General features: G+C 44.7%; 20 protein-coding genes, 1 pseudogene and 1 CRISPR repeat array (1 of these 22 cut by a window edge). Of the genes and pseudogenes, 11 read left to right on the top strand and 10 right to left on the bottom strand.

Going from position 1 to position 26045, the window contains the following annotated elements; genetic code table 11:
* A CRISPR array of direct repeats spans positions 1-739; the repeat unit is 28 nt; unit sequence GTTCACTGCCGCATAGGCAGCTTAGAAA; it reaches 2053 nt to the left of the window's first position.
* Positions 740-857: 118 nt separating this feature from the next.
* The gene (locus tag AC1HDJ_RS10195; protein ID WP_479535644.1) at positions 858-1763 is read right to left on the bottom strand and encodes a LysR substrate-binding domain-containing protein; all 906 of its coding nucleotides are present in this window, start codon (positions 1761-1763) and stop codon (positions 858-860) included.
* 110 nt (positions 1764-1873) lie between these two features.
* Between AC1HDJ_RS10195 and dkgB the strand changes: the two genes are divergently transcribed.
* The 5 genes and pseudogenes from dkgB to AC1HDJ_RS10170 all read left to right on the top strand — a co-directional run bounded on the left by dkgB (position 1874) and on the right by AC1HDJ_RS10170 (position 7210).
* Positions 1874-2674, top strand: coding sequence for a 2,5-didehydrogluconate reductase DkgB (gene dkgB / locus AC1HDJ_RS10190; RefSeq protein WP_479535642.1), 801 nt, complete (start codon positions 1874-1876; stop codon positions 2672-2674).
* Position 2675: 1 nt separating this feature from the next.
* On the top strand, positions 2676-3260 hold the full coding sequence (locus AC1HDJ_RS10185; protein ID WP_479535640.1) for an NAD(P)H-dependent oxidoreductase: 585 nt from the start codon (positions 2676-2678) through the stop codon (positions 3258-3260).
* Positions 3261-3416: 156 nt separating this feature from the next.
* Positions 3417-3626: pseudogene (locus tag AC1HDJ_RS10180) on the top strand (IS1 family transposase); the annotation flags it as partial.
* A 589-nt stretch (positions 3627-4215) separates the two neighbouring features.
* On the top strand, positions 4216-4848 hold the full coding sequence (locus AC1HDJ_RS10175) for an outer membrane beta-barrel protein (RefSeq protein ID WP_479535638.1): 633 nt from the start codon (positions 4216-4218) through the stop codon (positions 4846-4848).
* Positions 4849-4945: 97 nt separating this feature from the next.
* Positions 4946-7210 (top strand): Ig-like domain-containing protein, encoded by a 2265-nt coding sequence (locus tag AC1HDJ_RS10170; RefSeq protein WP_479538072.1) that lies wholly within the window; start codon positions 4946-4948, stop codon positions 7208-7210.
* A 60-nt stretch (positions 7211-7270) separates the two neighbouring features.
* Here the strand turns inward: AC1HDJ_RS10170 and AC1HDJ_RS10165 are convergent, their stop codons facing one another.
* Positions 7271-7936, bottom strand: a complete 666-nt coding sequence (locus AC1HDJ_RS10165; protein ID WP_479535633.1) for a DUF1345 domain-containing protein — start codon at positions 7934-7936, stop codon at positions 7271-7273.
* A gap of 290 nt (positions 7937-8226) precedes the next feature.
* A complete protein-coding gene (locus AC1HDJ_RS10160; protein ID WP_479535631.1) occupies positions 8227-8712 on the bottom strand; it encodes a lytic transglycosylase domain-containing protein in 486 nt (161 codons plus the stop codon).
* Positions 8713-8840: 128 nt separating this feature from the next.
* Here AC1HDJ_RS10160 and AC1HDJ_RS10155 point away from each other — a divergent pair, with 128 nt between their 5' ends.
* Positions 8841-9488 carry an MBL fold metallo-hydrolase gene (locus AC1HDJ_RS10155; protein WP_479535629.1) on the top strand — a complete coding sequence of 216 codons (648 nt, stop codon included), beginning with the start codon at positions 8841-8843 and terminating at the stop codon, positions 9486-9488.
* Positions 9489-9634: 146 nt separating this feature from the next.
* Here AC1HDJ_RS10155 and AC1HDJ_RS10150 read toward each other — a convergent pair whose 3' ends face one another.
* The 5 genes from AC1HDJ_RS10150 to asnS form a co-directional block, all read right to left on the bottom strand.
* Positions 9635-10318, bottom strand: a complete 684-nt coding sequence (locus tag AC1HDJ_RS10150) for a DUF2982 domain-containing protein (RefSeq protein WP_479535627.1) — start codon at positions 10316-10318, stop codon at positions 9635-9637.
* Between the two features lie 216 nt (positions 10319-10534).
* On the bottom strand, positions 10535-11725 hold the full coding sequence (locus AC1HDJ_RS10145) for an amino acid aminotransferase (protein ID WP_479535625.1): 1191 nt from the start codon (positions 11723-11725) through the stop codon (positions 10535-10537).
* Between the two features lie 136 nt (positions 11726-11861).
* On the bottom strand, positions 11862-12980 hold the full coding sequence (locus AC1HDJ_RS10140) for a porin (RefSeq protein WP_479535623.1): 1119 nt from the start codon (positions 12978-12980) through the stop codon (positions 11862-11864).
* 371 nt (positions 12981-13351) lie between these two features.
* A complete protein-coding gene (locus AC1HDJ_RS10135; protein ID WP_479535621.1) occupies positions 13352-14527 on the bottom strand; it encodes a porin in 1176 nt (391 codons plus the stop codon).
* Between the two features lie 338 nt (positions 14528-14865).
* Positions 14866-16266: an asparagine--tRNA ligase gene (gene asnS, locus AC1HDJ_RS10130; protein ID WP_438624088.1), complete on the bottom strand. Its 1401-nt coding sequence runs from the start codon at positions 16264-16266 to the stop codon at positions 14866-14868.
* A gap of 381 nt (positions 16267-16647) precedes the next feature.
* Between asnS and AC1HDJ_RS10125 the strand changes: the two genes are divergently transcribed.
* Entirely contained in the window at positions 16648-18357 is a 1710-nt protein-coding gene (locus AC1HDJ_RS10125; protein WP_479535618.1) for a pyridoxal phosphate-dependent decarboxylase family protein, read from the top strand.
* A 214-nt stretch (positions 18358-18571) separates the two neighbouring features.
* Here AC1HDJ_RS10125 and AC1HDJ_RS10120 read toward each other — a convergent pair whose 3' ends face one another.
* A complete protein-coding gene (locus AC1HDJ_RS10120; protein WP_479535616.1) occupies positions 18572-19051 on the bottom strand; it encodes a Cd(II)/Pb(II)-responsive transcriptional regulator in 480 nt (159 codons plus the stop codon).
* Between the two features lie 78 nt (positions 19052-19129).
* Here AC1HDJ_RS10120 and AC1HDJ_RS10115 point away from each other — a divergent pair, with 78 nt between their 5' ends.
* Together AC1HDJ_RS10115 and queD are read left to right on the top strand one after the other, a co-directional pair.
* Positions 19130-21541 (top strand): heavy metal translocating P-type ATPase, encoded by a 2412-nt coding sequence (locus AC1HDJ_RS10115; protein WP_479535614.1) that lies wholly within the window; start codon positions 19130-19132, stop codon positions 21539-21541.
* Positions 21542-21694: 153 nt separating this feature from the next.
* Positions 21695-22069 (top strand): 6-carboxytetrahydropterin synthase QueD, encoded by a 375-nt coding sequence (gene queD / locus AC1HDJ_RS10110; protein ID WP_479535612.1) that lies wholly within the window; start codon positions 21695-21697, stop codon positions 22067-22069.
* Positions 22070-22229: 160 nt separating this feature from the next.
* Here the strand turns inward: queD and queE are convergent, their stop codons facing one another.
* Positions 22230-22904, bottom strand: coding sequence for a 7-carboxy-7-deazaguanine synthase QueE (queE, locus tag AC1HDJ_RS10105; protein ID WP_479535610.1), 675 nt, complete (start codon positions 22902-22904; stop codon positions 22230-22232).
* Between the two features lie 478 nt (positions 22905-23382).
* On the opposite strand from queE, the gene AC1HDJ_RS10100 reads away from it, so the two are divergent.
* Both AC1HDJ_RS10100 and AC1HDJ_RS10095 read left to right on the top strand, forming a co-directional pair.
* On the top strand, positions 23383-23925 hold the full coding sequence (locus AC1HDJ_RS10100) for a cytochrome b (RefSeq protein WP_479535608.1): 543 nt from the start codon (positions 23383-23385) through the stop codon (positions 23923-23925).
* Between the two features lie 432 nt (positions 23926-24357).
* Positions 24358-26004 (top strand): AMP-binding protein, encoded by a 1647-nt coding sequence (locus AC1HDJ_RS10095; protein ID WP_479535606.1) that lies wholly within the window; start codon positions 24358-24360, stop codon positions 26002-26004.
* Positions 26005-26045 lie beyond the last annotated feature (41 nt).

Raw genomic sequence — 26045 nt, 5'->3', positions numbered from 1 at the left:
CATAGGCAGCTTAGAAAAGCTAATGCATCTGGCATGTCCAAAGCAGACCGTTCACTGCCGCATAGGCAGCTTAGAAAACCAAGTTTCAACGGTGAGAAATTCGGTAGACTGTTCACTGCCGCATAGGCAGCTTAGAAACATAAAATCACGCAGGTAACGCAGGGAGCCTTGGTTCACTGCCGCATAGGCAGCTTAGAAATCAATCGTGCATTTCACATTATCAATATTGAAGTTCACTGCCGCATAGGCAGCTTAGAAATGCATATGGAATTCGTGCGCTAGCAAAGCTGCGTTCACTGCCGCATAGGCAGCTTAGAAAGAGACACCCTACATCAACGAGCAGAACAAGCAGTTCACTGCCGCATAGGCAGCTTAGAAAACTAAAGCAAAAGACTTTAATGACTATTGAACGTTCACTGCCGCATAGGCAGCTTAGAAAAGTTGGCACGTGTGTTTTTCGTGTGCAAACCTGTTCACTGCCGCATAGGCAGCTTAGAAATTTGTATCCCCATTCATAATTTGACTTATCCGGTTCACTGCCGCATAGGCAGCTTAGAAATATTACCTCGAAAATCACACCAGAAAGGCCGTGTTCACTGCCGCATAGGCAGCTTAGAAATAGCACTAGCTTTGCATCAATAACATCCGGCCGTTCACTGCCGCATAGGCAGCTTAGAAAAATGAGTTTTACCTGCACTGCACTTGAACCGTGTTCACTGCCGCATAGGCAGCTTAGAAAATGTCTCGCTCTCATCTAAAAAGATAGTGTAATGGCATACTGAATTTGGCCACTACCTTGTTGGCCTTTTAAAGGAGAAGGGGCTTTAGTGATGTGAGTTTGCCTAGATTACTCTCAGCTACATGAACTCATTATTATCAATTTTTAGGTTCTTTTTGATAAATTCGATAAATGATGAAATTCGCAGAGATGTTGCTGAGTTTTTATAGTAAATAGCATGAATGGGTTGCTCAATTTTGAGAGAAGACTCTTTGAATAGTTCTACCAAGCTGCCACTTTTCCTATCTCTATATGTCATAAAATCAGATAAGCATGCGATGCCTGCTCCACTTAGCGCTAAATGACGAATGACTTCACCGTTATCTGCTCGTAAGTTACTCGTTGATTTAAAGATCTTGCCATTTTCATCTATGAGTGGCCAATTTTTCAGAACTTCAGGCTTACTAAACCCCAATAGCTTATGAGTGGATAGTTCATCGATACGACTTGGTACGCCAAACTTTTTTAGATATTCAGGGCTGGCAACAATGCGTATTCTGCTATTGCCAATAAATATCGCTCTCAATGAGGAGTCTTTAAGTTGACCAATGCGGATAGCGATATCGGTGTGCTTACCGACTAAATCAATATTTTCTTCGTTTGTCGTAAGTTCGATTTCAACGTCAGGATAGAGGGCTTGATAACGCGAAATGCAAGGAGTAAGCCCATGAATTGCAAAGGGCGTTGCTGCATTAATGCGTAAAAAACCTGAAGGCGTATTTTTCTGGATTCTTAATTGATCTTCAGCTAATTCAACCTCTTCGAGGATTCTTCGAACTCTTTTTAGGTAAATGCTTCCTTCCGACGTAACACTCAGCCTACGTGTAGTACGACTCAATAAAGTGGTTTCTAGCTTTGCTTCTAGCCTTGAAATGGTTCTGCTCACCGCTGCTGGTGTGACGGAGAGAATTTCTGATGCTCCTCGCACAGTTCCAGTATCTACAACAGCAACTAGTGCTTTCATCTCATCCAAAGTCGACTTCATTCATTACCTTTTGTAAAGTCTAAATTGATTAATGTTAACTTTAAAGAATTAGTTATACCAAGTAAAGTTTGCACTAACAGCTACGACAACATAAATATTCTGGAGACATTATGACAGTACCTTCATTTGGTGTAGGCACTTTTCGCTTAGAGGGCGAAGTGGTAAAAAGTTCAGTACTAAACGCATTAGAAGTTGGATATCGTGTCATTGATACTGCTCAAATCTATGGTAACGAAGCGAGCATTGGAGAAGCATTAGTTCAGTCAAACTTACCTAGAGAAGAATTGTTCATCACAACGAAAATCTGGGTAGACAATATGTCTAAGGCTAAACTCATTCCAAGCCTCAAAGAGAGTTTAGAAAAGCTAAAAACCGACTATGTGGATTTAACATTGATTCACTGGCCTGGCGCAAACAAAAATGTCAAAGAGTATATGCAAGCACTTCTTGAGGCAAAATCGTTGGGGCTAACCAAGAAAATTGGCGTATCAAATTTCAATATCGAGTTATTAAACAAAGCGTTTGATGCAGTTGGTAAGGAAAATATTACCACGAACCAAATTGAGCTAAGTCCGTACTTGCAAAACCCAAAACTAGTGTCATTTATGCAAGAAAACGGTATACAAGTAACATCTTATATGACCCTAGCCTATGGAGAAGTTTTAAAAAATCCTTTGATCATTGATATCGCAAGTAAGTACCAATCGACGCCAGCACAAATTGTACTAGCATGGGGGTTAGCAAAGAAATTTGCAGTGATCCCTTCGTCAACCAAACGCGAAAATTTAATCAGCAATCTTCACGCTCAGCAAATCCAACTATCGAGTGAGGATATTGATTTGATCGATAGTCTTGAGCGTAACGGGCGTCAAGTTAGCCCTGATGGTCTTGCACCAGAGTGGGATGACTAAAATGAGTAATGTGTTGATTATCAACGGCGGCAAAAAGTTTGCTCACTCCAAAGGAACACTCAATAGAAGCTTGGTAGAACTGGCTGAAAGCTATTTGACTGAGTTGAACCATGATGTAAAAGTTACTGAGGTCGATGATGGCTACGACATAGAGACTGAAATTGAAAAATGGTTATGGTCAGATATCGTCATTCACCAAAATCCAGCATGGTGGATGGGAACTCCTTGGATTGTGAAAAAGTATATTGATGATGTGTTTACCATCGGTCACGGTCGTTTGTATCAAAGCGATGGGAGAACAAGAAGTGATAACAACAAAAAGTATGGTTCAGGTGGGTTAATTCAAGGCAAAAGGTATATGCTTTCGGTTACATGGAATGCTCCACAAGATGCATTTACTGATCCTTCTCAGTTTTTTGAAGGGGTCGGTGTTGACGGTGTGTACTTGCCATTTCACAAAGCTCATCAGTTTTTGGGAATGTCTCCTTTGAGCACCTTTATGTGTAATGATGTTATAAAAAATCCTCAGGTAGAGAGCGATTTTGAAAGGTATAAGGCACACTTGAAGGACATGTTTTCAGGTTGACCTAGCGACGAGATTGTAACCGAGATTGTGTAATCGCCTGTTTTTGATATGTTGTTCCTGACAATGGAAACAGGCAGATTATGGACGAAAAGAAATGCCGAACTTGCCAAATTTAGTGTGCCATTTCACTGCCGCATAGGCAGCTTAAACCTTTCAACCTCTCTTCTTCTGGATAATCAGCAAATTCAGCTTCTTCGCTAACTCAATGAAATGTGGTCATTTATCGGCAATAAAAAACGACCATGTTGGTTGAGGTATGCATGAGCGCCTCATTTCACGCGTATTATTGCCCATGCTGTTGGCCACAGGAGCAAGAAAACGTTTCGTAAGTTACTGGGCTTGCTATCAGGTTTTAATGTTGTTTATCTTGATATAATAGACCAGTTATAAACAATGGTTTTAGGTGATTTAATCTGATTTTATTTTATGCTGGTGGCTAATGAACATAAAAATAACCTATTTATTTTTAATTAAATTACTTTAAATCAACTGCTTATTTTTATTGTTACATTGAATAAAATACCATTTGAAAATGCTGTTAAATCATTAATGGTAAGGTAATTCACAAATTAGCATGAGGTGATTTATTGTGTAATGATGCCCATTTCATGTGAAAAATAAATCTTGCCTTTGATGTGTTGTATGTAGTTGATATTAATGTTGTCATTTCAGGTTGAAATGGCAGTGGGTGGTTAATTGGGGTTGATGTCAATGATGAATTGTTAATCATATTATTTCTCACTGTTTTTACATGGGAATAAAATTCCATGTGTATTTATTTTTATGAGTATTGACCACTCAAATAAATAAGGTATAGGATTGATATTCTTTAAGCTATGCATTCGAATTATATGTTTTAACTATATGTATAATTAGCTATGTGGCATTGTAAGTTAGCTGCTTGGTTCTTCCTATCCTTATTATTTAAAAATAACGCAGTGGCATGAATATAAATATGAGTATATTAAAATGTATCGAATCATCAAAGGCATGGTTCGGAGTTGCAACCTTATTATTATTATCGTTCTTATCATTTGGTGTGAGTTCAGCAACAGTATCAGGAAACTGGTATTCCGGTGCTAAAGTAGGGGTTGTTAATGCGAAAAAAAGTTGTGAATCACATGCAATTGATTGTGATCAAGCTACTACGGGCAGTGGGCTGTTTGTTGGTTATAAGCTGAATAAATTCTTAGCTGTTGAAGCCGGCTATGACTTACTTGGCAATATTAATGCTATCTATCCCGCGCTTGGAGACCCTTCTCAAGCCGTACCATATAAATCGGAAACGCAAGGTGTTTATCTGAATTTTAAACCTTATTGGCAAATTAATGATGAGTGGTCGGTATTTGGCAAAGTTGGAACGCTTCGGTGGAATATGAAAGTGACCGGCAGTGAGATAGGGTTTACCCATAAGGCGAGTGATAATGGTTGGTCATCCATACTGGGAACTGGAGTGGAATATGCATTCAATAACAATTGGAGCACTACGCTGGAATATCAATGGATCAATAATGTAGGGGGGAGTGATACCGGAGGAACAAATTTAAGCATATTCAATTTTGGTGTTATTTATCACTTTGATTTTTAGTATTAGCTTCTGTGCCAATATTTATCTCATCTGGATCTGAAGCTCTGGGTATTTACTATTATCAGAGCTTGTCAAAAACAAGGGAGCTGACATCAAAATGGTTAATTTTAAATATTTATTTATAGGTGCCATGGCGCTTATTTTGGGGGGGTGTGGTGGAGAGGATAGGGGCGCTCCATTACAATCAGATGCTGTTGTTATCACTGCGCTCCAGATTACCCCTAAAACAGGCCGTATACCTGTAGGGCTTGAAATGCAACTAGCTGCGTTTGCAGAGATGAGTAACGGAAAAGTTATTGATGTTACCACTAATACTGCCGTGACGTGGCGCAGCAGTGATGTTCAAGTGATGACTGTTGACAATAAAGGGTTGGTCACGGCGGTCGATGTGGGTAATGCGATAATTACGGCCTCTGGCACCAATGAGCATAACCAATATTTTGAGGCAACGGCTTCTATTGAGGTTACAGATGCCGTTGTTACCGGATTGCAAGTTACTCCTCCAACTGCAGACGTTGCTGTAGGGCTAACAACAGATTATATCGCCACGGCCATTCTCTCGGATAATTCAACATTTGATGTTACCGGATTGACCGAATTAACGTGGACAAGTAGTGACGAAACCATTGCAACTATCAGTAATGCTTCTGGCATTAAAGGGCAAGCTAAAGGTATTGCGCCCGGTATTGTGATAATAACAGCATCAGGAAGCGCTAATGGAAAGGTATTTAGTGCAACAGCTAAACTGACTATTAACAATAAAGTGATTACTGGCTTACGTATAGAGCCGAAGTCAGGTGAGATCCCTGTTGGTCTAGATTATGCATTTACTGCCTCTGCGATATTTTCTGATGGTTCAACGCGTGATGTCACTAAAGAATCAGTACTCACTTGGAGCAGTGATGATATTGAGGTGGCAACAGTCGGATCGAGCGATGATAAACAAGGGGTTGCAACCGGAGTTCGTACTGGTACAGCAGTCATCCGTGCTTCAGGTGTTGTTCAGGGAGAGACTTTTACGGATACCGCAACTTTAACGGTAACCGATGCCGTAGTTACCGGGTTGGCAGTAACACCAACGCCAGTATCATTGACCGAAGGGCTGAGTATTTCGCTGAGTGCAACTGCCTTTTTGTCAGATGGAGAGATTATCAATGTGACTGATCATGCGTTATTAAGCTGGTATAGCCTTGATACCTCTATTGCTACCGTGAGTAATGCGGCTGAGAATAAAGGAAGTGTTACTGCAGTTGCTGTTGGTGAAGTAATAATCAGAGCATCTGGTATGATTAATAATCAATCATTTAATGCAGATGCAGTTTTAACTGTTAATAATGCAGTGATGATTGGATTGGAGATTACACCAGAGAGTGGATCTGTTGCTAATGGAAATAATTTTCAGTTTACAGCTAAGGCGATATTGAATAATGGTCAACAAGTTGATTTAACAGATGATCCAACATTGAGTTGGAATAGTGATGATCCGAATACAGCAACTATTATTACCGGTCAGCTAACGCAGAATGGTATTGCAACCGGTGTTAATTCGGGGACGGTGACTATTCGTGCTCAAGTCTTGGATGGAGATAATCCTTTTAATGATAGCGCTGAGTTAACCGTGACAGATGCAGAAATTATTGCACTGCGTGTAACCCCGTCTGATATTAATATTCCAAAAGCTATAACACAAAATTTCTATTTGGAAGCTACCATGTCTGATGGTACATTCGGTATTGATGTTACGAATAGCCCTGAAATCAACTGGAGTAGCGATAATAGAAATGTTGCAACAGTGGTGAGTGGCCAAATCACTAATAATGGTTTAGTTACAGGGGAAGATATAGGGAGTGCTAATATAACAGCAATGTTAGTGAAAAATAATTCCATTAGTGACTCTGCACGGGTGAATGTAGTAAATACCAGTTTAAGCCAAATATTTGGTAAGCGTCATAACGGTGATCAAACAAGAAACTACCTTTTGGGTCAAAGTAATGAGATGATTTTCAAATGTGGTGCAATAGTCGATGGAATTGGAACACCTGAATTAGGTATCACAGGTGGTTCTGGCGGTGCAAGGATAACTGCGAGTGGGATTAATGTTTCTTCAGTTGAAGTATCTTGGGGAGTCTATGAACATGCGCCAGGAAGTGGTGATGAGGTTACGCTTAGCCAAATCATATTGAAGTATTCAGATGGAAAAGAAGATGTAACGTGTGGTAATAAAAAGGGTATAAATGGTTCGGATGTAAGTGATGTTAAAACAGGTATATGGAGTGTGCCAGATGGTGAAAAATTTTATGGTTTCTCTATTTATGCTGCTACATATTCACATGAGTTACGAGTTGCCTCTATAGCACAATAGAAAGATAGAAAATGATGATCTCGCCACCCAATATATTAGCGGCGAGATCATCAATATTATTTAAAATAAACTGGCGCAAATGTTAATCGATAACCCCAGTATAGTCATGTTAAATAAAAAGGAAATGACAGATTGCAAAAGAACCACTTTACGCATCTCCTGAGAGGCTACGCATACATCAGCGGTTTGGCAGGCAACCGCAATGGTAAAAGAGAAATAGAGGAAATCCCAATATGATGGGGTGTCTATTTTATCGGGAAATAATAGTGATGGTTCATCTGATTGCTGTTCGCCATAATAAAAAATATGGGCATAGTGCATTGTAAATGCCATCGGTAATAGTGCCCACGAAGCAAAAAGTGTAATAGCTGACATTGTCAGATGTAATATCTTTTGCTGCCCGGCAAGTTGCCCCGCGGTAGCTAATTCCAGCAGTAAAACCAGTGTGCTAAATAAGCAGCCACACACCACAAAGAAAATCACCATTTTGGCACTTTCATCTTCGCCTTTAGTGACTTCACGAATCCTCGATATATCCGTTGTCCTGACTTTTCCAAATAAAAATAGAATATAAAAGTAGGCAAAAACATCCCACGAGATCATTAATTTTGTCAATGGCCTGACTGAAGCAGGAAGCATAATAAAGACCATGCATGCCGAAAGAATAGCAAAGATAAAGCGTGGCCTGACATAAAGATAATTGGTCAGGCTCTGGTTAAACCTCATTACTCCACCTTATATTTCAATTTTGGCCTGTTGTATGTAGACCTGTTGTATGCAGATATGAACAGTACAATGAGTACTCGATCAAACCCGTATTATATCAGGTTCAAGTGCATATACTATGAATGCGTTTTAAGCGCTATGGTAACAGTTTTAAAGGGGGATAAATCTGTATGGATGTAACCAATTGCTACGGGGCTTTTAGTCGAGAAAATAACAGATTAGCAGAGTGATATGCGGCTACAAGCAGCAGGTGAAATAGAGTGGTTAACGTTAGTTGCTAAAGTAATAGGTTATGACTGTTTGGCCGTGTTACGTATGGCTGTTTTTTTAGTAACTTGTGCTCTGTTTTGTTTGGCAATCAGCAGGCTTAGGTAGGCGTTTACCACTTTGGTACGGTAGTTAATGTGGTACTGAGGGGTTTTAGAGTGGTAGTTACCTACGGCGCACCAGACATCGCCCTGACACTGATACAGGTGCTCTTGCAGCAGTGAACCGGCAACGGCCACATTCAGGCAGGTATTACTGGCCAGCGCTTGCCACGTTAAACCCGGAAACTGTGCTTGTAAACGCGGAAGATGAATGGTGTTGATCTGCATTGGCCCAAGATCATAAGAGCCGTTGCTGTTCTTACTGATAGTCCATTTTTTTCCGCCTTCGACCTGAGATATGGCCTTTAGCAAAATACCGGGCACACTATAGAGCTGGCTGGCTTTGGCGATACAGTATTGCATCTCTGCTGCAGGCACACTTTGCTCTGTGTAGATGGCATCAAACATGACATAAATCCTTTTTGTCGTTACTTATACTATGGGTCAATTTGTTCAGTTTGATGAGAAGAAATTGCTTTTTAAGTGGATAAAATTGCAAAATCTGAACTGAGATCTTTTTTTATTTTGGATTAACCATGAAATACCATATTTTGCCAGTTACAGCATTCCAGCAAAACTGTTCTCTTATCTGGTGTCATCAGACCCTTGAAGCGGCCTTGGTTGACCCTGGCGGTGATGCTGCAACCTTAATTAATGCGGTCACTCAGGCGGGTGTTACGCTGACTAAAGTGCTGTTAACGCATGGGCATCTTGACCATGTTGGGGCAGCGCGTGAGATCGCCAACCATTTTTCAGTGCCGATTTACGGCCCGCAGCAAGCCGATCAATTCTGGCTTGATTCATTGTCACAGCAGGCTCAGATGTTTGGTTTACCTGATTGTGGCGCGCTAGTGCCTGATCACTGGGTGAACGATGGCGATAATATCACGGTCGGCGCATTTTCGCTGTCGGTATTGCACTGCCCGGGGCATACCCCTGGACATGTGGTATTTGTGAATACGCAGGCTAAGGTGGCGTTTGTGGGGGATGTGTTATTTAAAGGTGGCGTAGGGCGCAGTGATTTCCCGATGGGCGATCATCAGCAGCTCATCTCTTCTATTCGTAATCAGCTCTGGCCGCTGGCCGATGACACGCTGTTTGTACCAGGGCACGGGCCAACCTCAACGATTGGCTATGAAAAACGGACTAACCCGTTTGTAGGAGAAGAAATGCCGGGCTGGTAAGTTCCCCTGAGATTTTGTACGGATTTTGTACGCTTTGTGCGGATATTGTTCGTATGGATAAGACGGTTCGCTGGCCATGTTTGTTCATAATGGTAGATAGCGAACCGTTTTTGTTGTGGCGGGTATCGCTGGTATAAGCGCCGATTTTACACTTCTTTGTGGGAGGACTCTCGTTCACGATAGACACGAGAGAGGGCAATAACTTCATCGGCAGAGCGGTCGAGTGCGCTGAACGGAATATACAGATCGTACCCAAGTAGGCGACGGCACAGTTGCATGCGGTGCAGTAGCATCGCTTCCTCATCACTATAGACTCGCTGGTTAATCTCTATTGCTGCGGGGTTGTACAGTAGAGTGTTTACTTGCGGATCATCAATCTCTTCTTGCCCTAATTGTTCCAGCCCAATATCAACCAGTTCACACTGCTCACGTAATAACCGGTAAATCAGTGCTGGTGTAATGCGATCAATAATATCGGCCCGATTTTTGAGCTGGATACCCAGATAGTTTAGTGGAACCCACTGTAACCCCTGCTGATGGCAAGGGATGCCGATACGCTGAATGTGTTGCCACGGAAGCGCCCATCCGCCGCTACGATGGTGATATTGCAGATGCATTTCTGACAGTGTAAGCCCCACATCCGGCTCTCGCCAGCGGGTCAGCCCCTGCCATGCCAGATAAACCGCCAGTGCAAACAGGAGGCAGAGGAAAAACCAGCTTGGTTGCAGGGTATACAGCATCAGTGCGGCGCTGGCGGCAAGCAGGCTGCCCGAGCAAAGCAGAGTCAGGCAATGTTTTTTGATGGCCGGTCGCATGTGCACACTTTCCATTAGGCTCTCCTGCTGATATTGAGTGGTGGGTTTACTGTGGGTATCAGTCGTGTGTATCAGTATGGTGTCGAACTCTAAGAAATGAGAAGTTTGTCACGCTTATTTTTAAGCAAAAAAAATCAGCCACAGAGTTAACCGTGGCTGATGGTGGTGTGTATCCCTTAAATAAGTATTTGCTTTACCGTGCTTTTTTTGCCGTATTGAAAACTGCAGCGCTTAGAGTACTTTGGCAATCGCCTGACACAATGGGTCGATATTTTGCGTGGTAATACCAGCAACGTTAATACGGCCTGAACCTACTGCATAAATAGCAAACTCATCACGCAAACGGGCTACTTGTTGCGGGTTTAAACCGCTGAATGAGAACATGCCATTTTGCTGGGCGATGAAGCTAAAATCACGGTCTGCGCCCAATTGTTGCAGTTTTGCCACAAATAGCTCACGCATTTGGTGGATACGGCTGCGCATGTCGGCAAGCTCGGCTTCCCACTCAGCTTTGAGTTGGCTGTCAGCTAAGATCATGGCAACAACGGCAGCACCGTGAGCCGGTGGGTTAGAGTAGTTGGCACGGATCACCGATTTTATCTGGCTAAACGCACGCTCGGCAGTTTCCTGATCAGCGGCAACAAGGGTACAGGCTCCGACACGTTCGTTATACAAACCGAAGTTTTTCGAGAATGAGCTGGCAACTAAAAGCTCATTATGGTTTGCGCAGAACGCACGCAGGCCATAGGCATCTTCTTCCAACCCTTTTGCAAAGCCTTGATAGGCAAAGTCAAACAGCGGTAGCCAGCCTTTTTCGGCTGATTTTTTTGCCAGCAGATCCCACTGTGCAGGTGTTGGATCAACACCGGTAGGGTTGTGGCAGCAGCCGTGGAATAAAACCACATCACCGGCTTTAGCTTGCTCTAATGAAGTCAGCATGGCATCAAAATCGAGCGACATGCTATTGGCATCAAAATAACCATACTCACGCACTTCAAGGCCGGCGGCTTTAAAAACGCTGACGTGGTTTGGCCATGTTGGGTTACTGATCCAAATGGTGGTTGCCGAGGTTTGGCGGGCGATAAACTCTGCGGCAATACGCAGTGCCCCTGTGCCACCCGGGGATTGTGCTGTTTTTGCGCGTTTGGTGGCAATAATGTGGCTATCTGCGCCAAACAGCAGTGTTTGTGTGGATGTGCCAAACGCGGCAATGCCGTCAATGCCAAGGTAGTTTTTGCTGTTTTCTTCTTCTAATAAACGTTTTTCGGCTTTTTTTACTGAGTGCAGTACGGGTGTTAAACCGGCATCGTCTTTATATACGCCGACACTGAGGTTTATTTTGTGGGATCGCGGGTCTGCTTTAAACGTATCTGAAAGCCCGAGGATAGGATCGGCTGGTGCGGCAATGATGTGTTCAAACATGTGTGATAGCATCCATGAAAGTCAGAAAAGTTCCTTTATTCTTATACCGCTTGCGTGTGTGCTTGACAATCAACTCTGTAATAAAAAAGGCGCAAATGCGCCTTAATCGTGCAAAGCGAGAAAAGAGTGCAACAGGTTAAAATGCGTACTGCATGGCAACGGCGGTGACATTGTCTGTCAGCACACTGTTTTGCGATGTGTAGTCATTCTGATCCAACAAATTGATTTTATAATCAACGTAAGTGGTAAAGTTGGCATTAATGGTGTAAGTCAGCGAAAGATCGACATATTTGCTGTAGTTTTGATCGCCATAACCGGTCAGGTTTTTTGCTTTGCCTTGCGCGTATGCAATACCCGGTGTCATGCCGTTATCCCACGTATATTGGGCAGTCAGGAAATAGGCCTGTGTTTTATCAGCAAAATTGTTGTTGCTGTTGATATCCACATAAGGCTGAAGATTTTTGGTTTCGGCATAAACAGCAGATAAGTAGATATTGTTCATGTCATATTTTGCGCCGACTGACCACATATCAGCGGTATCTTCATTAAAATCAGCGGCTAATGGGGTATCACTTAGATTACGGATAGCCTGCATATCTTTACCGCCCGAGTTATAGGCGCTGCCAAGTGTTAAACCCAGATCGCTAAAGGTGTATTGCAGTGAGATGCCGCCGCCGTCAGTCTGTACGCCAGTACTTTGGGCCAGATATTGTATCCCCACGTCAAAATTGGTATAGCTGTAGCGGTATTGCAGCATGCCATCACCGCGCCCTGTACCAAACATTGAGTCTGGTGAAATCGGGCTACTGGCTGAAACTTCTGAAAAGTAGCCGAGCGTGTCTTCACCAAACTCGGGCAGCATGTCGGCATAGGCGGTGACATCGTACATTACTCCCCAGTTATGGCCGTATTGCAGTGTACCGTAGGTTTCGTGGGTAATACCGGCATAACCAAGGCGAATTTCACCATCACTTCCCCAGAAAGGGTTCTGGTTGCTGCTCAATGGTTGGTTATATTCGATATGGCCAAAACCTTTAAGGTTATCATTGATGATGGTGGTTCCTTTCAAGCCAAAGCGAGAGTTACTTTGATCGCCGTAGGTTGAAAGATCATTTTTTTTGGCAAAGTGGTAATCACCCATGATGTAGCCGTAAAAATCGAGCTGATTACCATTTTTATTATAAATTTCAGCAGCATGAGCCGTATTAGCAAGCAGAATAGCAGGAATGATGACAGTAAGAATGCGGTATCTCATGATCTATTTCCTTGTCGGTTATGATGCTGTTATGCATCGCCATTGCTTTTTTTGTGGCTTATATCCCAAATTTGCCACGCTGAAATTAAGCATAGAACTGATTAAAAAATCCGCCATGTTGCAGCACTGTATCGCACATAAAACGCAGAAAAAGAGCCAGTGGGAGCAGGTGCTACAAAATAAGAGATAAGAGATAAGAGATAAGAGATAAGAGATAAAAAAATTAAAAGAATAAAAATAAATAGGGTGGGATAAAATAAAAAAAGCCAATACCACGGTTAAGGGGATTGGCTTAGTCATAGGTAGATAACAAGTTAGAATAACGCACTAAATGCAGCAGTGGTTATCCTAAACAAATTAGTATGCCAGAATTAGAATGTATATTGCAGGCCAACCGCCGCTACGTTGTTAGTATATAGCGCGTTGTTTGCGGTGTAGTCATTGTTATCGAGCAGGTTAATTTTATAATCAACAAACGCATTCATATTGCTGTTGAAGTTATAAGTCAGCGCTAAGTCTACATATTTGCTGTAGTTTTGGTTGCCGTTGTAACCATTTGGTTGACGTAACCAGCCCTGCGCATAACCAATGCTTGGAGTCAGGCCGTTGTCAAAGTTGTATTGCGCAACTGCAAATACCGCTTGGCTGGTGGAAGCAAAGGCATTGTCGTTAATGCTATTGGCAGTATCGCCAATATTCGCACCACCCAACGGGCTCATGCTGTATGCCATTTGGTTTTTAGTTTGGGTATAGTTGATGGCAGCATACACGTTATTTGCGTCGTATTTTGCACCGAGTGACCACAATTGTGCATTTTTATCGTTGGCAATGTTCTCTTTCTGCCAATCAGATTTACGCGCATTGTTGTAGGTTGCACCCAATGTTACACCCATATCCAGATCGTAGCTCATTGCGATACCGTAACCAGTACCGTTCTCTACCATACGTGAATAGTTGTGGTTAGATGAGTCACCATCGTAGGAATCATTTGGTGCCAGCAGTTGCAGCGCCAAATTGAAGTTATCCCAGTTGTTGCGGTACTGCAGAACACCATCAGAACGGCCATTACCAAACAGAGTCGGTGCTGAACCGCTGTAATTGTTGGTTGCTTCAGGCATATAACCTTGGGTATCTTCGCCCCACTCAGGCAGTACATCGGTATAGCCGGTTACATCATAAGATACACCCCAGTTACGGCCGTAGCTGATGCTACCGTAACGGTCATCTTTCAGACCAGCATAGGCTAAACGAAGCTGGCTAGGGCCATTGAAGTTAGAGTCTTGGTTGGTTGCCAGATTGTATTCAACGTGGCCGAAACCTTGCAGGTTATTGTTAATCTGGGTAGTACCTTTCAGGCCCAGACGCGCATAACTTTGATCACCACGCTGGTACATACCGGCATTGTGGTTAGACGCAAAGTGGTAGTCACCGGTTACAGAGCCGTATAGATCAAGTTTATTATTATTTTGATCGTAAATAACAGCGGCATTTGCAGCGGTAGCCATCAGCATTGCTGGGATCATTGCTGCAAGAACGGTACGTTTCATGCTATTTCCTTATTTAGTATCGTATTGCTCCGGCTAGCAATGTAAATGTACTTTTGCCGGAACCTTTCTTTGCATTTAATGTCCCACTTACGCAGGTGTGATGCCAGTCACTAATTGAATCTATTAGTGTCAGTGTTTGCATCAGGCTACAGAGTGTAATGATCTGTGTATGGTGGCGAACTTTTCCCTGTTCAGGTTATCGGGTGTTAACCCATATTTTGCTGATGGAATGCACTCATAAAAAAAAGCCAACATGGTGATGTTGGCTTTTTGTTTTACGCTAAAGTGCGGGGTTGGTTTTCTGTTGAAATAAATTGGCTTAAACGCCAATCACTGTATCAGAATGCCGCGTTGCGTGGTGTACGTGGGAATGGAATCACATCACGCACGTTTTGCATACCGGTAACGTAGGCAACCAGACGCTCAAAGCCCAAACCGAAACCAGCATGTGGCACTGTGCCGTAACGGCGCAGATCGCGATACCACCAGTAATCTTCTTTGTTCAGGCCCATCTCGTCTAAACGTGCATCAAGAATATCCAGACGCTCTTCACGCTGTGAACCACCGATAATCTCGCCGATGCCTGGAGCTAGAACATCCATCGCGGCAACGGTTTTGCCGTCATCATTCATACGCATATAGAATGCTTTGATATCTTTCGGATAGTTCTTCACCACCACCGGTGATTTGAAATGAACTTCGGCCAGATAGCGCTCGTGCTCAGATGACATATCCACACCCCAGAACACGGGGTTTTCGAACTGCTTACCGCAGGTTTCGAGGATCTTGATGGCATCGGTGTAATCAATTTGCGCAAAGTCAGAACTGATAAAACGCTCTAAACGGGCAACCGCATCTTTATCGATACGATCGGCAAAGAACGCCATATCATCCATACGCTCTTCAAGCACCGCATTGAAGACATACTTCAGCAGCTTTTCAGCCAGCGCTGCGGCATCGTCAAGGTTTGCAAAGGCAATTTCCGGTTCGATCATCCAAAACTCAGCCAAATGGCGGGTGGTGTTGGAGTTTTCCGCACGGAAAGTTGGGCCAAATGTGTACACTTTAGACAGCGCACAGGCATAAGTTTCAACGTTCAGCTGGCCTGATACAGTCAGGAAGGCTTCTTTACCGAAGAAATCTTGTGAATAATCCACCGCACCTTTATCGGTTAGTGGTAGGTTTTCCATATCCAGCGTAGAAACTCGGAACATTTCACCCGCGCCTTCACAATCTGAGGCGGTGATCAGTGGGGTAGAGATCCACAGATAGCCATTTTCATGCAAAAAGCGGTGAACTGCTTGTGCCAGCGTGTTACGCACACGGGTCACTGCGCCCACGATATTGGTACGTGCACGCAGATGGCCCACTTCACGAAGATATTCAATAGAGTGGCGTTTTGCTGCCATTGGGTAGGTATCAGGGTCATCAACCCAACCGAGCACTTTTACGTCAGTGGCGTGGATCTCAAAGGCCTGGCCTTGGCCCGGAGAGGCAACCACAGTACCGGTGACTTCAACTGAGCAGCCGGTAGTCAGGCGCAGCACTTCACTCTCGTAATTGGGCAGAGAATTGGCAATAACTGCCTGCAGAGGATCAAAACATGAGCCATCATAAACGGCAAGGAATGAGATCCCCGCTTTGGAATCTCGACGTGTTCGTACCCAGCCTTTTAGGGTGACTTCACTGTCAACCGCGGCCTGGCCACGCAATACATCAACGACAGGCATTACGCTCATACTATTCTCATACTCCGTATTTTTGCTTTTCTTAGGCACTGAATGCACCTAGCAAGGATAATTGCTTATGTTACCTGCCGATCCGCAGGACTCAAGCATAAATTCTGCGTAATTGTGTTCATCGGGTGAGTTTTTTCTGTTTTCAGTATCTTTTTCTTCTTTACGATGAGGTATGGAAGGGGGCGTAGCGGTAAATATTACAAACTGAACCGTTTTTGGTGTTAAGTGTTGTTATTTTGCCATCTAATCAAATTTAAAGTCTGACTTTAATCATATAAATGAATTATTATTTTGCTTTTGCACTTAATTTGTAGTGAATTATGCTGGATTAACTACCCATACCTCTTTCGGGAAAAGGTAAATTCAAGGATATAAGCACTCATGACTCGACACGATGCGTTGCTGCATTCATCGCAGGAAAATACGGTTTCTTCTTATTTTTCAAATCGCTATGAACAAGTTATGGCATGGTTTTTTAGCCGCGACCCTAAACAATGGCCGATTTATCAAGATCCGGGGTTGCAGCAAATTATCGGTTTTCGGCAAAAGCATTTAGCGCCTGCCGAACGTTTGGCTGCTTATCCGCAGGGTGCTGCCATGTTTGCGCAGATTGACGGCATGCGCCAGATTCAGCCGCACATGCAGCCGCCCAGTGCGGGCACTGATCCGTTACTGACCTTTGCCGCGGCAATGTCAAAAGACTGGGAAAACCCAAGTTCAGTTGAAAACGTGATTACCATGCCCTGTGATCCGGCAGTATACGGCGCGATGATGTGTTCACTGGCCAACCCGAATCTGGCCTACTGTGAATATGCAGGCATGGCTGATCATCTAGAAAAAACCGTGATTCGGCAGATGGCAACGCTGGCGGGCTATGATCCGGAGCAGGCTACCGGTGTTTTCACACAAGGTGGAACATTCTGTAATCTGTATGGCTACCTGCTGGGCATTCGTAAATCACTGCCTGAAGCGCGTACCCACGGTATGGGCGTCGATCAGGATTACCGCATTATTAATTCGCAGGGTGGGCACTACTCCAACATGACTAATCTGTCACTGCTTGGGGTGGATATTCGCAATAAAACCATCCGGATTAAAGTCACCCAAAGCAATGATATTGATCTGATCGATCTTGAGCGCCAAATGCGTGCCTGCTTTGATGTACACTGTAAAATTCCGGCGATTATGCTGACATTGGGCACAACCGATACGTTCGGTGTTGACCGCATTAAGCCGGTATACGATCTGCGTAACCGATTGTGTGAAGAGTACGATATTGCCGTAAAACCGCACATTCATGCTGATGCTGCGGTGGGCTGGTCAATGCTGTTTTTCCTTAACTATGATTTTGCAGCAAACCCGCTAGAGATCAATGGCGCAACGCTGGCCGGTATTCAACATAATGTTGAGCGCTTCCGTGAAGTACAATATGCCGATTCGTTTACAGTGGATTTCCAAAAATGGGGATATGTGCCGTATACCTCCAGTTTGGTGATGATCCGCAATAAAGATGATATGCATGCGCTGGAAAATGATCCGGAAAATTTCTCGTACTTTGAGCATGATTTGCAGGGGCAGACGCATTTGCAGTCAACCATTGAGTGCTCGCGCGGTGCGGCGGGGATGTTTGGTGCATTCTCTGCACTGCAACACATGGGTATTGAGGGATATCAGATCATTTTGGCGCACTGTCTGCAAAATGCGAACTACTTCCGTCAGCGTTTGCAAGATGTTGGCCATGTGAAGCTGATGGTGCCGGAAAATCAGGGGCCAAGTGTTGGCTTTAAAGTCTACAACCCGCAGTGGGTGAGTGACCCAGATGCCGAGTTTGCTTTTGAGCAGCAGTGCATGACAGACACCGACAGCATGGCGCGCATGCAGCGTAATGCACACTGGCATCGTGAGCAGTTTACAGATGGCGGAAAGTTTGGGCTGTATACCAACTGGGTCGAGTTTATTGCGCGTTCAACCTATAACGTAAAAGGGCGTTATGCTTACATTCCGGGTGAGAAAGCTGTGTTTATGAATCCGGCCACCGGCCGCGAGCAGATTGATCAGTTTATTGCCCGCCGCTTTGCTCATCTAAAATAAGCTTAAAACGGCTGATACATCGGTGCGTTGTATTTATCGGTGTATTGTACTTGTGTATTTGTACTCGCGCATTGTGCTTGTACCTTGTATCAGCCGTTGGAACTCTGAAAATGCCCATATTTTGTTACCCTGTCACTTAAGTGGGCATTGATTGTGTTATCCTTCCCGATAATCTCTTTTGCTGTGGATCTGAGCTCGTATTACTCTATGCGGGTTACTTCACGGGTCTGGTGGTTGAGTTATTCGTTGCATTGTTATTTGTATGCTCATCAGGGTGGCAGGCACAAGGTTCACCCTCTGCGGCCGCAACCAGACTTTTTAATATCCCACAATTATTGCTGTTGTGATGGCCTTCAGGGCAGCGCTCACGCAGCATAATCAACTGCTGTTCCAGCCGTTTTAAGTTCTCGATTTGCTGATGCACATTATCAATATGGCGGTCGATCATCTCATTGGTTTGTACGCACCCCAGCGCAGGGTTATTGCGGTAATGCGCCAACTGGCGGATTTCGGCCAGTGACATATTCAGCGAGCGGCAGTGCAGAATAAAATTCAGTTCAGACAAATGCTGGGCCTGATAAATACGGTAACCCGAGGCATTGCGCAGCGGTTCAGAGAGTAGCCCTTCACGTTCGTAAAAACGCAGTGTTTCCACCTCAGCACCCGCGCTACGGGCAAGTTCACCAATTTTCATCTTTATCCTCCAAAAACGCTTGACCCTATAGTAACTACAGGGTGTGAAATTATAGCAAGATATTTATGGAGGAATAAGATGATGACCTCATGCTGCCAAGATAAAAAGAGTACACAGAGCGGTCTGCTGAATAAAAAAACAGAATCAAAACATTCTGCGGAACTGGCACTCACCGGCATTCGGCCTTTAGACTCGGCTGAACACGAACACGAACACGAACACGAACACGCGCATACTGAGCACGTCTGCTGTGGGCATTCGGCTGGCATGCAGGCACAACAAATTGTACGCACTGCTGGTGGGAAATCGGGTAAATACCAGACTAAATTTCAAATTTTGGCGATGGATTGCCCGACAGAGTCAACCCTGATTCAGAAAGTGCTGGCAAAAATTGAGGGTATAACGGCGCTGGAGTTCAACTATATCGAACGCGTGATGGTGATGGAGCATGATCTTGAGGATCTCAGCCCCGTGATCAAAGCCATTAGCGGCGTAGGGATGGAAGCGCGACCGCTAACAGATGCACAGGCTGCTGCACTACCGGTAGAACGCAAAACCGGATGGCAGCAAAAAGTGCTGTTTACGCTGGCAGGCTTGGCTGCGGCAGGTTCAGAGGCGGTAGCTTTTAGCAGCGGCTCGGATATGAGTATCTGGATTGCACTGCTGGCACTGTTATCGATCGCCTGTGGCGGTATTCCGATCCTGAAAAAAGGGTGGATCGCCCTGAAAACCGGCACGATGAACATTCATTTTCTGATGTCAGTTGCCGTGATTGGCGCGGTATTTATCGGCCAGTGGCCGGAAGCGGCGATGGTCTTATTCTTGTTTGCAGTGGCAGAGAAGCTGGAAGATATGTCTCTGACCCGTGCTGGAGAAGCGGTGAAAGCGCTGATGGCACTGGCACCGGAAACTGCATGGGTGCGTAACGCCGCCGGAGTATGGCAGGAAGTGGCTGTGGCAGAAGTTGCAATAGGCAGTATTGTGCGCGTGCGCCCCGGTGAGCGCGTGCCGCTCGATGGCCAGATTAGCAGCGGTGTCAGCCATTTTAATGAAGCGCCGATCACCGGCGAGAGCCTGCCGGTGAGTAAAGAGGTCGGCGCGACGGTATTTGCAGGCAGTATTAACGGCGATGGTGTGGTAGAGGTATGTACTACCGCCAGCGCAAGCAGCAGTGTATTGGCCCGTATTATCAGTACAGTACGGGATGCGCAGGCTAGCAAAGCGCCGACGCAGCGTTTTATCGATCAGTTTGCCAAATATTATACCCCTGCGGTGGTGATTGCCGCCGTGCTGGTAGCCATATTGTTACCGGTATTTGGTCTGATGACACTGAAAGCCTCAGTGTATACCGCACTGGTTATGTTGGTGATTGCCTGCCCGTGTGCCTTGGTGATTGCCACACCGGTGACACTGGTCAGTGCGCTGGCATCGTCGGCACGTCACGGCATGCTGGTGAAAGGCGGTGCGCCGCTCGAGATGGCGGCAAAAATTAAGGCGGTTGCCTTTGATAAAACCGGCACGCTGACCGTAGGTGAGCCAGAGGTGACGGGTATTTTATGCCCAGTGTTACACACTTCTCAGCAGGCACAAATTGCTGAGCAGACCGGATTGTCTGCCCACCCTGTACTGACCGAACAGAGCATACTGGCCCTGGCTGCGGCGCTTGATGCGCATTCGACCCATCCGCTGGCGCGTGCGGTACTCAATGCGGCAAGCACGCAGCAAGTGCCGACAATATTGGCGCAGGATATTCAGGAACTGACAGGCTTGGGTGTGCAGGGCACGGTTGATGGGCAGCGTTATCTGCTGGGAAGCCGCCGTTTGGCGGAGCGTACAGGCGTGCTGACCGCAGACATTGATACACAACTCTCTGAGCAGGAAGCACAGGGGCAAGGCCTGTTACTGCTGATGTCTGAGCAGACGGTGCTGGGAATTATCACCGTAGCGGATAAAATCCGTGATGAGGCACAGGCGGTTATTCAGCGTTTAAACAGTATGGGGATTCATACCGTGATGCTGTCTGGCGATCACCAAAGCGTTGCCACAGCGGTCGGCAATAAAATTGGCGTTGAGTTAGCACTCGGTGGGTTGTTACCCGAAGATAAATTAGCACGCATTCACGAACTGCAAACACAATATGGCCATGTTGCCATGATTGGTGATGGCGTAAATGATGCTCCGGCGTTGGCACAGGCTGATTTGGGTATTGCAATGGGGGCTGCCGGATCAGACACCGCACTGGAAACTGCCGGTGCAGCACTGATGGAAGATAAGCTGGAAAAACTGCCTGATCTGTTTGCTCATGCCCGTCGCACCGCCAATGTATTGAAAGCCAATATTGTGATGGCGCTGGTGATTAAAGCAGTCTTCTTTGCGCTGGCATTGGCGGGTATTGCCACCTTATGGATGGCGGTATTTGCCGATGTAGGTGCGAGTTTACTGGTTATTGCAAACGGCTTGCGGCTGGCCAAGCAGATTGAGTCTGATTGATATTAATCAACGATAACCCTCACGAGTAGTAAAACCGTGGCATATCATACAGGACATGCCACGGTGCTGATGACTAGGTAAATCAGCACTACAGAGCTTGTATTTTCTGCTACCATCACCCCTTCTTTTTTATCCTACTATTATAGGAATAGAGTGATGACAACCACTTTGTTCAAAGATTTCATGTTCGAAGCTGCCCACCACCTGCCACATGTGCCGGAAGGGCATAAGTGCGGGCGTTTGCACGGGCACTCATTTACCGTACGTGTGGAAGTGACCGGTGAGGTTGATCCGCATACCGGCTGGGTTATTGATTTTGCCGAAATAAAACAGGCATTTAAGCCTATTTATGATCAGCTTGATCACTACTACCTGAATGATATTAGCGGTCTGGAAAATCCGACCAGTGAAGTGCTTGCCCGCTGGATCTGGCAGCAGCTAAAGCCCCGTTTACCTCTGCTATCCGGTATTTTGATTAAAGAGACCTGTACATCAGGTTGTTTATACCGTGGTGAGAGCATCGCATAGCCCCATAATAACCACGGTTGGCTAATCAATATGGCCGATTAATGTGGTTGAATTAGGTCAATAAATATATTGGCAGGGGAGATCCTGCCAATATATAGCGGTAATTACGTTACTGTAATATAGCCGTATTGTCATGCTATAAAGCACAAGGCAGTCATCATCAGGCGATTGACAAGTACTTATGCATTTGCACCGATAAACGCCAATTACGGGCAATACAAGTACGCATGCATAATTCGGTTGCGAGTGCCTTTTGGCTGATAGGTTGCAGCGCGATTTCGCGTTTTTTATCATCGGCAGGAATAAGCATTAACAGCTGATCCAGCGCATCAATATCACTTTCACGTGCGACCGGATGCTTAATTTCATCAGCCCGCACCAAAGCATCAGGCCGAACCTGACAGCCGCCACGCATGCCCACTTTAGGTGATACCGTTACCCAAGTTTGCGCACTGCAACGCACCTCGTAAGTACCGCTGGTTTCAATCTGGCACTGGTAGTCGGCAGATTCTAATGCAGCAGTCAGCGCACTTAGATCATATAAACAAGGCTCTCCGCCCGTGATGACCACATGTTTTGCGGTGTAACCTTGTTGGTTAAACAGCGCTAATAAATCACTTGTTTGTAATGAGCACCACAGATCAGAATCACCGGTTTTCATAATAACCTGATCTTCAGCCACGCGTTTATCTGCGTCTAATGCCCAGGTATGCTTGGTATCACACCAGCTACACTCTACCGGACAGCCCTGTAAACGCACAAAAATAGCCGGTACACCGGTATAAACCCCTTCACCTTGTAGGGTTTGAAAAACTTCATTAATTGGGTACAACATACATCGCCTAAGCGGTTAAGAGAAAAAGATACTCTGATTATCGCAAACCCCGCCGAGCCTGACTACTTATAACTTTTTCTGAATATGTCAGCCGTGTATTTATATTTATTTATTTTAAATTCAATGGCATAACGATTAAAAAACACATCAGGAAGGATGTGTTTTTATAAAAGCAGAAGCAAAATAGCAGGCATTTTTTATCTTTTTAGAATTTAATAAGTGTTTTCTGTTTTACTTTTTATTTGAATTCAAAATAAATCACAGTAAGTAAATTGACGGTGTTCGTGAGGAGTAATAGTCTTTGCTTCTAATTTACGGTGTGATTAATCAATGCGTTGGCTGCATGGCTGCATGGCTGTATTTTGTGATTGTGTAAATAAACGCATAGTCAGTATTGCAAGGTGTTTTTTGAATAGAAGTATTTCCTTTATAAAGTTAAATGTCGTGAATAAAATAAAAAGTAATGGTGTGAAATAAAATGACTGTGCAATATTATGATCGTATGAGTAGAGTACTTCACTGGATAATGGCTATTATTATTATCTATGCAACGTTTGCAGGCTATGCCACGCATTTAGTTATAGATTCAAACCCACGTATATTTCGTTTTCTTTCTACCTTAAATATATCACTGGCTAGTGTCGGTACGGTATTGTTTTTGGTGAGATGGGTTTGGAGCTTTTTTCGTGTATCGCCTGATCTAAAAATGGACAATATTCCTAAAAATCAGATAAACATTGCCAAAATGGCACATTCTGTAATCTATTTTGCTATGTTTATGGTGTTTTTTTCCGGTTTTCTTATGATTAAAGAGAGCTATCTGTTTTTTTGGATGATAGAAGTACCAAACCCTATCACCTCGGTGCCGATTAATGATTTCTTTTTTACAGTACACCGTATTGCCTGCATCTTTTTAGCACTGATGGTATTATTGCATGTTGCAGCAGTAGTAAAGCATCATAGGGTATTACGTAATAATGTGCTTCTTCGTATGCTAGGGCCACGATTTACATTACGCTAATAAAAAACCTCTGTTATATATTAAAAATCCCTTTTTATACTCTGTGGTGTATTATTCATAGCGGGAATAAAAGGGGTTTTTTAGTCGACTATATTTATTCTTCGCTTATTTTTTCTTTTCGTGGCGATAGCCGTGAACGCGAGTTACAACTGGTTTATATACAGATATACAGATGATGTATCTGCGTAAAGATTGATTAAGCATCAATCTTTATTAATCACCTGTATTTATCTTTGCTTCACAGTGCCTTTCCTTGTTCAAGGCATAACACGCTGCACACTTGCACTGCTTGATACGATCCAGCTATAAAACTACAGAGTGTATGCTTAATAAACTGCTTTACGTCGGCAAATTGTGACTATATTGTTAAATAACAATAAGTAATCACGGCAAGGTTGCCGCAGCCATAACAATGACTTTGTTGGGGGAAGCATGAGCATAATAAAACAGCAACCACTAGACATGCTCTATTACTGGGAAGCGCATCGCCCCGATGAAACCTATCTGCGCCAGCCCATAAATCGACAATTTCACTGCTACTCATGGCGAGAAGTGGGTCGGCAAGCCCGAGTGATGGCCAGTGCACTGCGTGGATTAGGGCTTACTGCGGGGGATCGTGTTGCTCTGCTATCAAAAAATTGTGCCGAATGGTTTATTGCCGATTTGGCGATGATGATGGGCGGCTTTGTGAGTGTGCCTATTTACCCAACCGCCAACACAGAAACCATCCGTTACGTGCTCGAGCACTCCGAGAGTAAAGCCATTTTTATCGGCAAACTTGATCACCCCGAACCGATTGAAGAAGCGCTCTCTGCTGATATTCTTCGTATTGCATTCCCATATCCGACCGTAACATGCCAATATCAGTGGAAAATGCTGCTCAATGATTTTCTTCCGCTAGAAGAGAACCCCGTGCCTGAAGGTGGAAGCCTGATGTCTTTGGTGTACACCTCGGGCAGTACCGGCCGCCCAAAAGCGGTGATGCACAGCCATGAACGTTTTGGTTGGGCCGCAAAATCAGTGGCGAAAACCGTGCAGCTCAGCCCGAATGATCGTGGATTCTCTTACCTGCCGTTATCACATATCACTGAGCGGGTTTATATTCTTGGTGCAAGTTTATACGGTGGATGCAGTATTACCTTTCCTGAATCATTAGATACTTTTGTTGATGATATCAAAGCTACTGCCCCAACCATTTTTATCTCAGTACCACGTTTGTGGGGTGCGTTTCGTCAGCGAATTACCGAGAAAATGCCTGAAGAAAAACTGTCCCGTTTGCTGGGTATTCCCGTAGTCAGCTCGGTAGTCAAATATGTCATCCAACGTAAGCTTGGATTGCACCGGGCCAGAGTGCTTGGTTGTGGCTCAGCGCCCGTCGCGCCTGCATTGTTGCACTGGTATCAGCGTTTGGGGTTGAATATTACCGAAGCGTGGGGGATGACAGAAAATCTGGCCTATGGGTCTATCAACTATCCTTTCAGGGCCGATAAAATTGGCTCTATTGGGCATGCGGCCAAGGGCGTTGAAATCATGCTTTCGGAAGAGGGCGAGATCCTCACCCGCAGTGAGGGAATGATGCTCGGATATTATCTTGATGACATATCCACTGCGCTGAGTTTGAAAGAGGGGTGGCTGTATACCGGTGATTTGGGGGAAATTGATGCTGATGGGTTTGTGAAAATTACCGGGCGTTTGAAGGATATTTTTAAAACCGAAAAGGGTAAATATGTCTCCCCAGTCTTGCTAGAAGGTAAGCTGATTACGCTAGAGATCATAGAGCAGCTCTGTGTTATCGGCAGTGGGCTGCCACAACCTGTTGCGCTGGTTCAGCTTTCAGCAAATTCACTAACTCTGCCGCAAGATATGCTGACACAGGCATTGATAGAGCATCTTGAGAGAGTTAACAATCAGCTTGAGCCGCACGAGAAGCTCAGTGGCATTGCGGTGATCTCAAAACCGTGGAGTATTGAAAGCGGTGATGTAACCCCAACACTGAAATTGCGCCGCCATGTGATAGAGCAACGCTACAACGAGCGGGTTACCGGCTGGCAAAAGAGTGAGAAGGTGCGTTGGTTGTAGGTTTGGTCACGGTTCATTGATTGCGGGGTTGACGCTGTTAC

It is taken from the genome of Plesiomonas sp. ISS29 (assembly GCF_056522795.1).
Note: the sequence above shows the minus strand (reverse complement) of the source record. Positions and strands in the feature narration are given on the sequence as shown.

Bases quoted from the DNA above. Each gene is read 5' to 3' on its own strand.
- AC1HDJ_RS10160 (WP_479535631.1), bottom strand. From the start codon at position 8,712: ATGTTTGATGCCATCTACACAGAGCAAAGTGTGCCTGCAGCAGAGATG.
- AC1HDJ_RS10135 (WP_479535621.1), bottom strand. From the start codon at position 14,527: ATGAAACGTACCGTTCTTGCAGCAATGATCCCAGCAATGCTGATGGCT.
- AC1HDJ_RS10195 (WP_479535644.1), bottom strand. From the start codon at position 1,763: ATGAAGTCGACTTTGGATGAGATGAAAGCACTAGTTGCTGTTGTAGAT.
- AC1HDJ_RS10185 (WP_479535640.1), top strand. From the start codon at position 2,676: ATGAGTAATGTGTTGATTATCAACGGCGGCAAAAAGTTTGCTCACTCC.
- AC1HDJ_RS10140 (WP_479535623.1), bottom strand. From the start codon at position 12,980: ATGAGATACCGCATTCTTACTGTCATCATTCCTGCTATTCTGCTTGCT.
- AC1HDJ_RS10165 (WP_479535633.1), bottom strand. From the start codon at position 7,936: ATGAGGTTTAACCAGAGCCTGACCAATTATCTTTATGTCAGGCCACGC.
- queE (WP_479535610.1), bottom strand. From the start codon at position 22,904: ATGTTGTACCCAATTAATGAAGTTTTTCAAACCCTACAAGGTGAAGGG.
- AC1HDJ_RS10100 (WP_479535608.1), top strand. From the start codon at position 23,383: ATGACTGTGCAATATTATGATCGTATGAGTAGAGTACTTCACTGGATA.
- AC1HDJ_RS10155 (WP_479535629.1), top strand. From the start codon at position 8,841: ATGAAATACCATATTTTGCCAGTTACAGCATTCCAGCAAAACTGTTCT.
- AC1HDJ_RS10115 (WP_479535614.1), top strand. From the start codon at position 19,130: ATGATGACCTCATGCTGCCAAGATAAAAAGAGTACACAGAGCGGTCTG.
- asnS (WP_438624088.1), bottom strand. From the start codon at position 16,266: ATGAGCGTAATGCCTGTCGTTGATGTATTGCGTGGCCAGGCCGCGGTT.
- AC1HDJ_RS10120 (WP_479535616.1), bottom strand. From the start codon at position 19,051: ATGAAAATTGGTGAACTTGCCCGTAGCGCGGGTGCTGAGGTGGAAACA.
- AC1HDJ_RS10175 (WP_479535638.1), top strand. From the start codon at position 4,216: ATGAGTATATTAAAATGTATCGAATCATCAAAGGCATGGTTCGGAGTT.
- AC1HDJ_RS10150 (WP_479535627.1), bottom strand. From the start codon at position 10,318: ATGGAAAGTGTGCACATGCGACCGGCCATCAAAAAACATTGCCTGACT.
- AC1HDJ_RS10170 (WP_479538072.1), top strand. From the start codon at position 4,946: ATGGTTAATTTTAAATATTTATTTATAGGTGCCATGGCGCTTATTTTG.
- AC1HDJ_RS10095 (WP_479535606.1), top strand. From the start codon at position 24,358: ATGAGCATAATAAAACAGCAACCACTAGACATGCTCTATTACTGGGAA.
- AC1HDJ_RS10125 (WP_479535618.1), top strand. From the start codon at position 16,648: ATGACTCGACACGATGCGTTGCTGCATTCATCGCAGGAAAATACGGTT.
- AC1HDJ_RS10145 (WP_479535625.1), bottom strand. From the start codon at position 11,725: ATGTTTGAACACATCATTGCCGCACCAGCCGATCCTATCCTCGGGCTT.
- dkgB (WP_479535642.1), top strand. From the start codon at position 1,874: ATGACAGTACCTTCATTTGGTGTAGGCACTTTTCGCTTAGAGGGCGAA.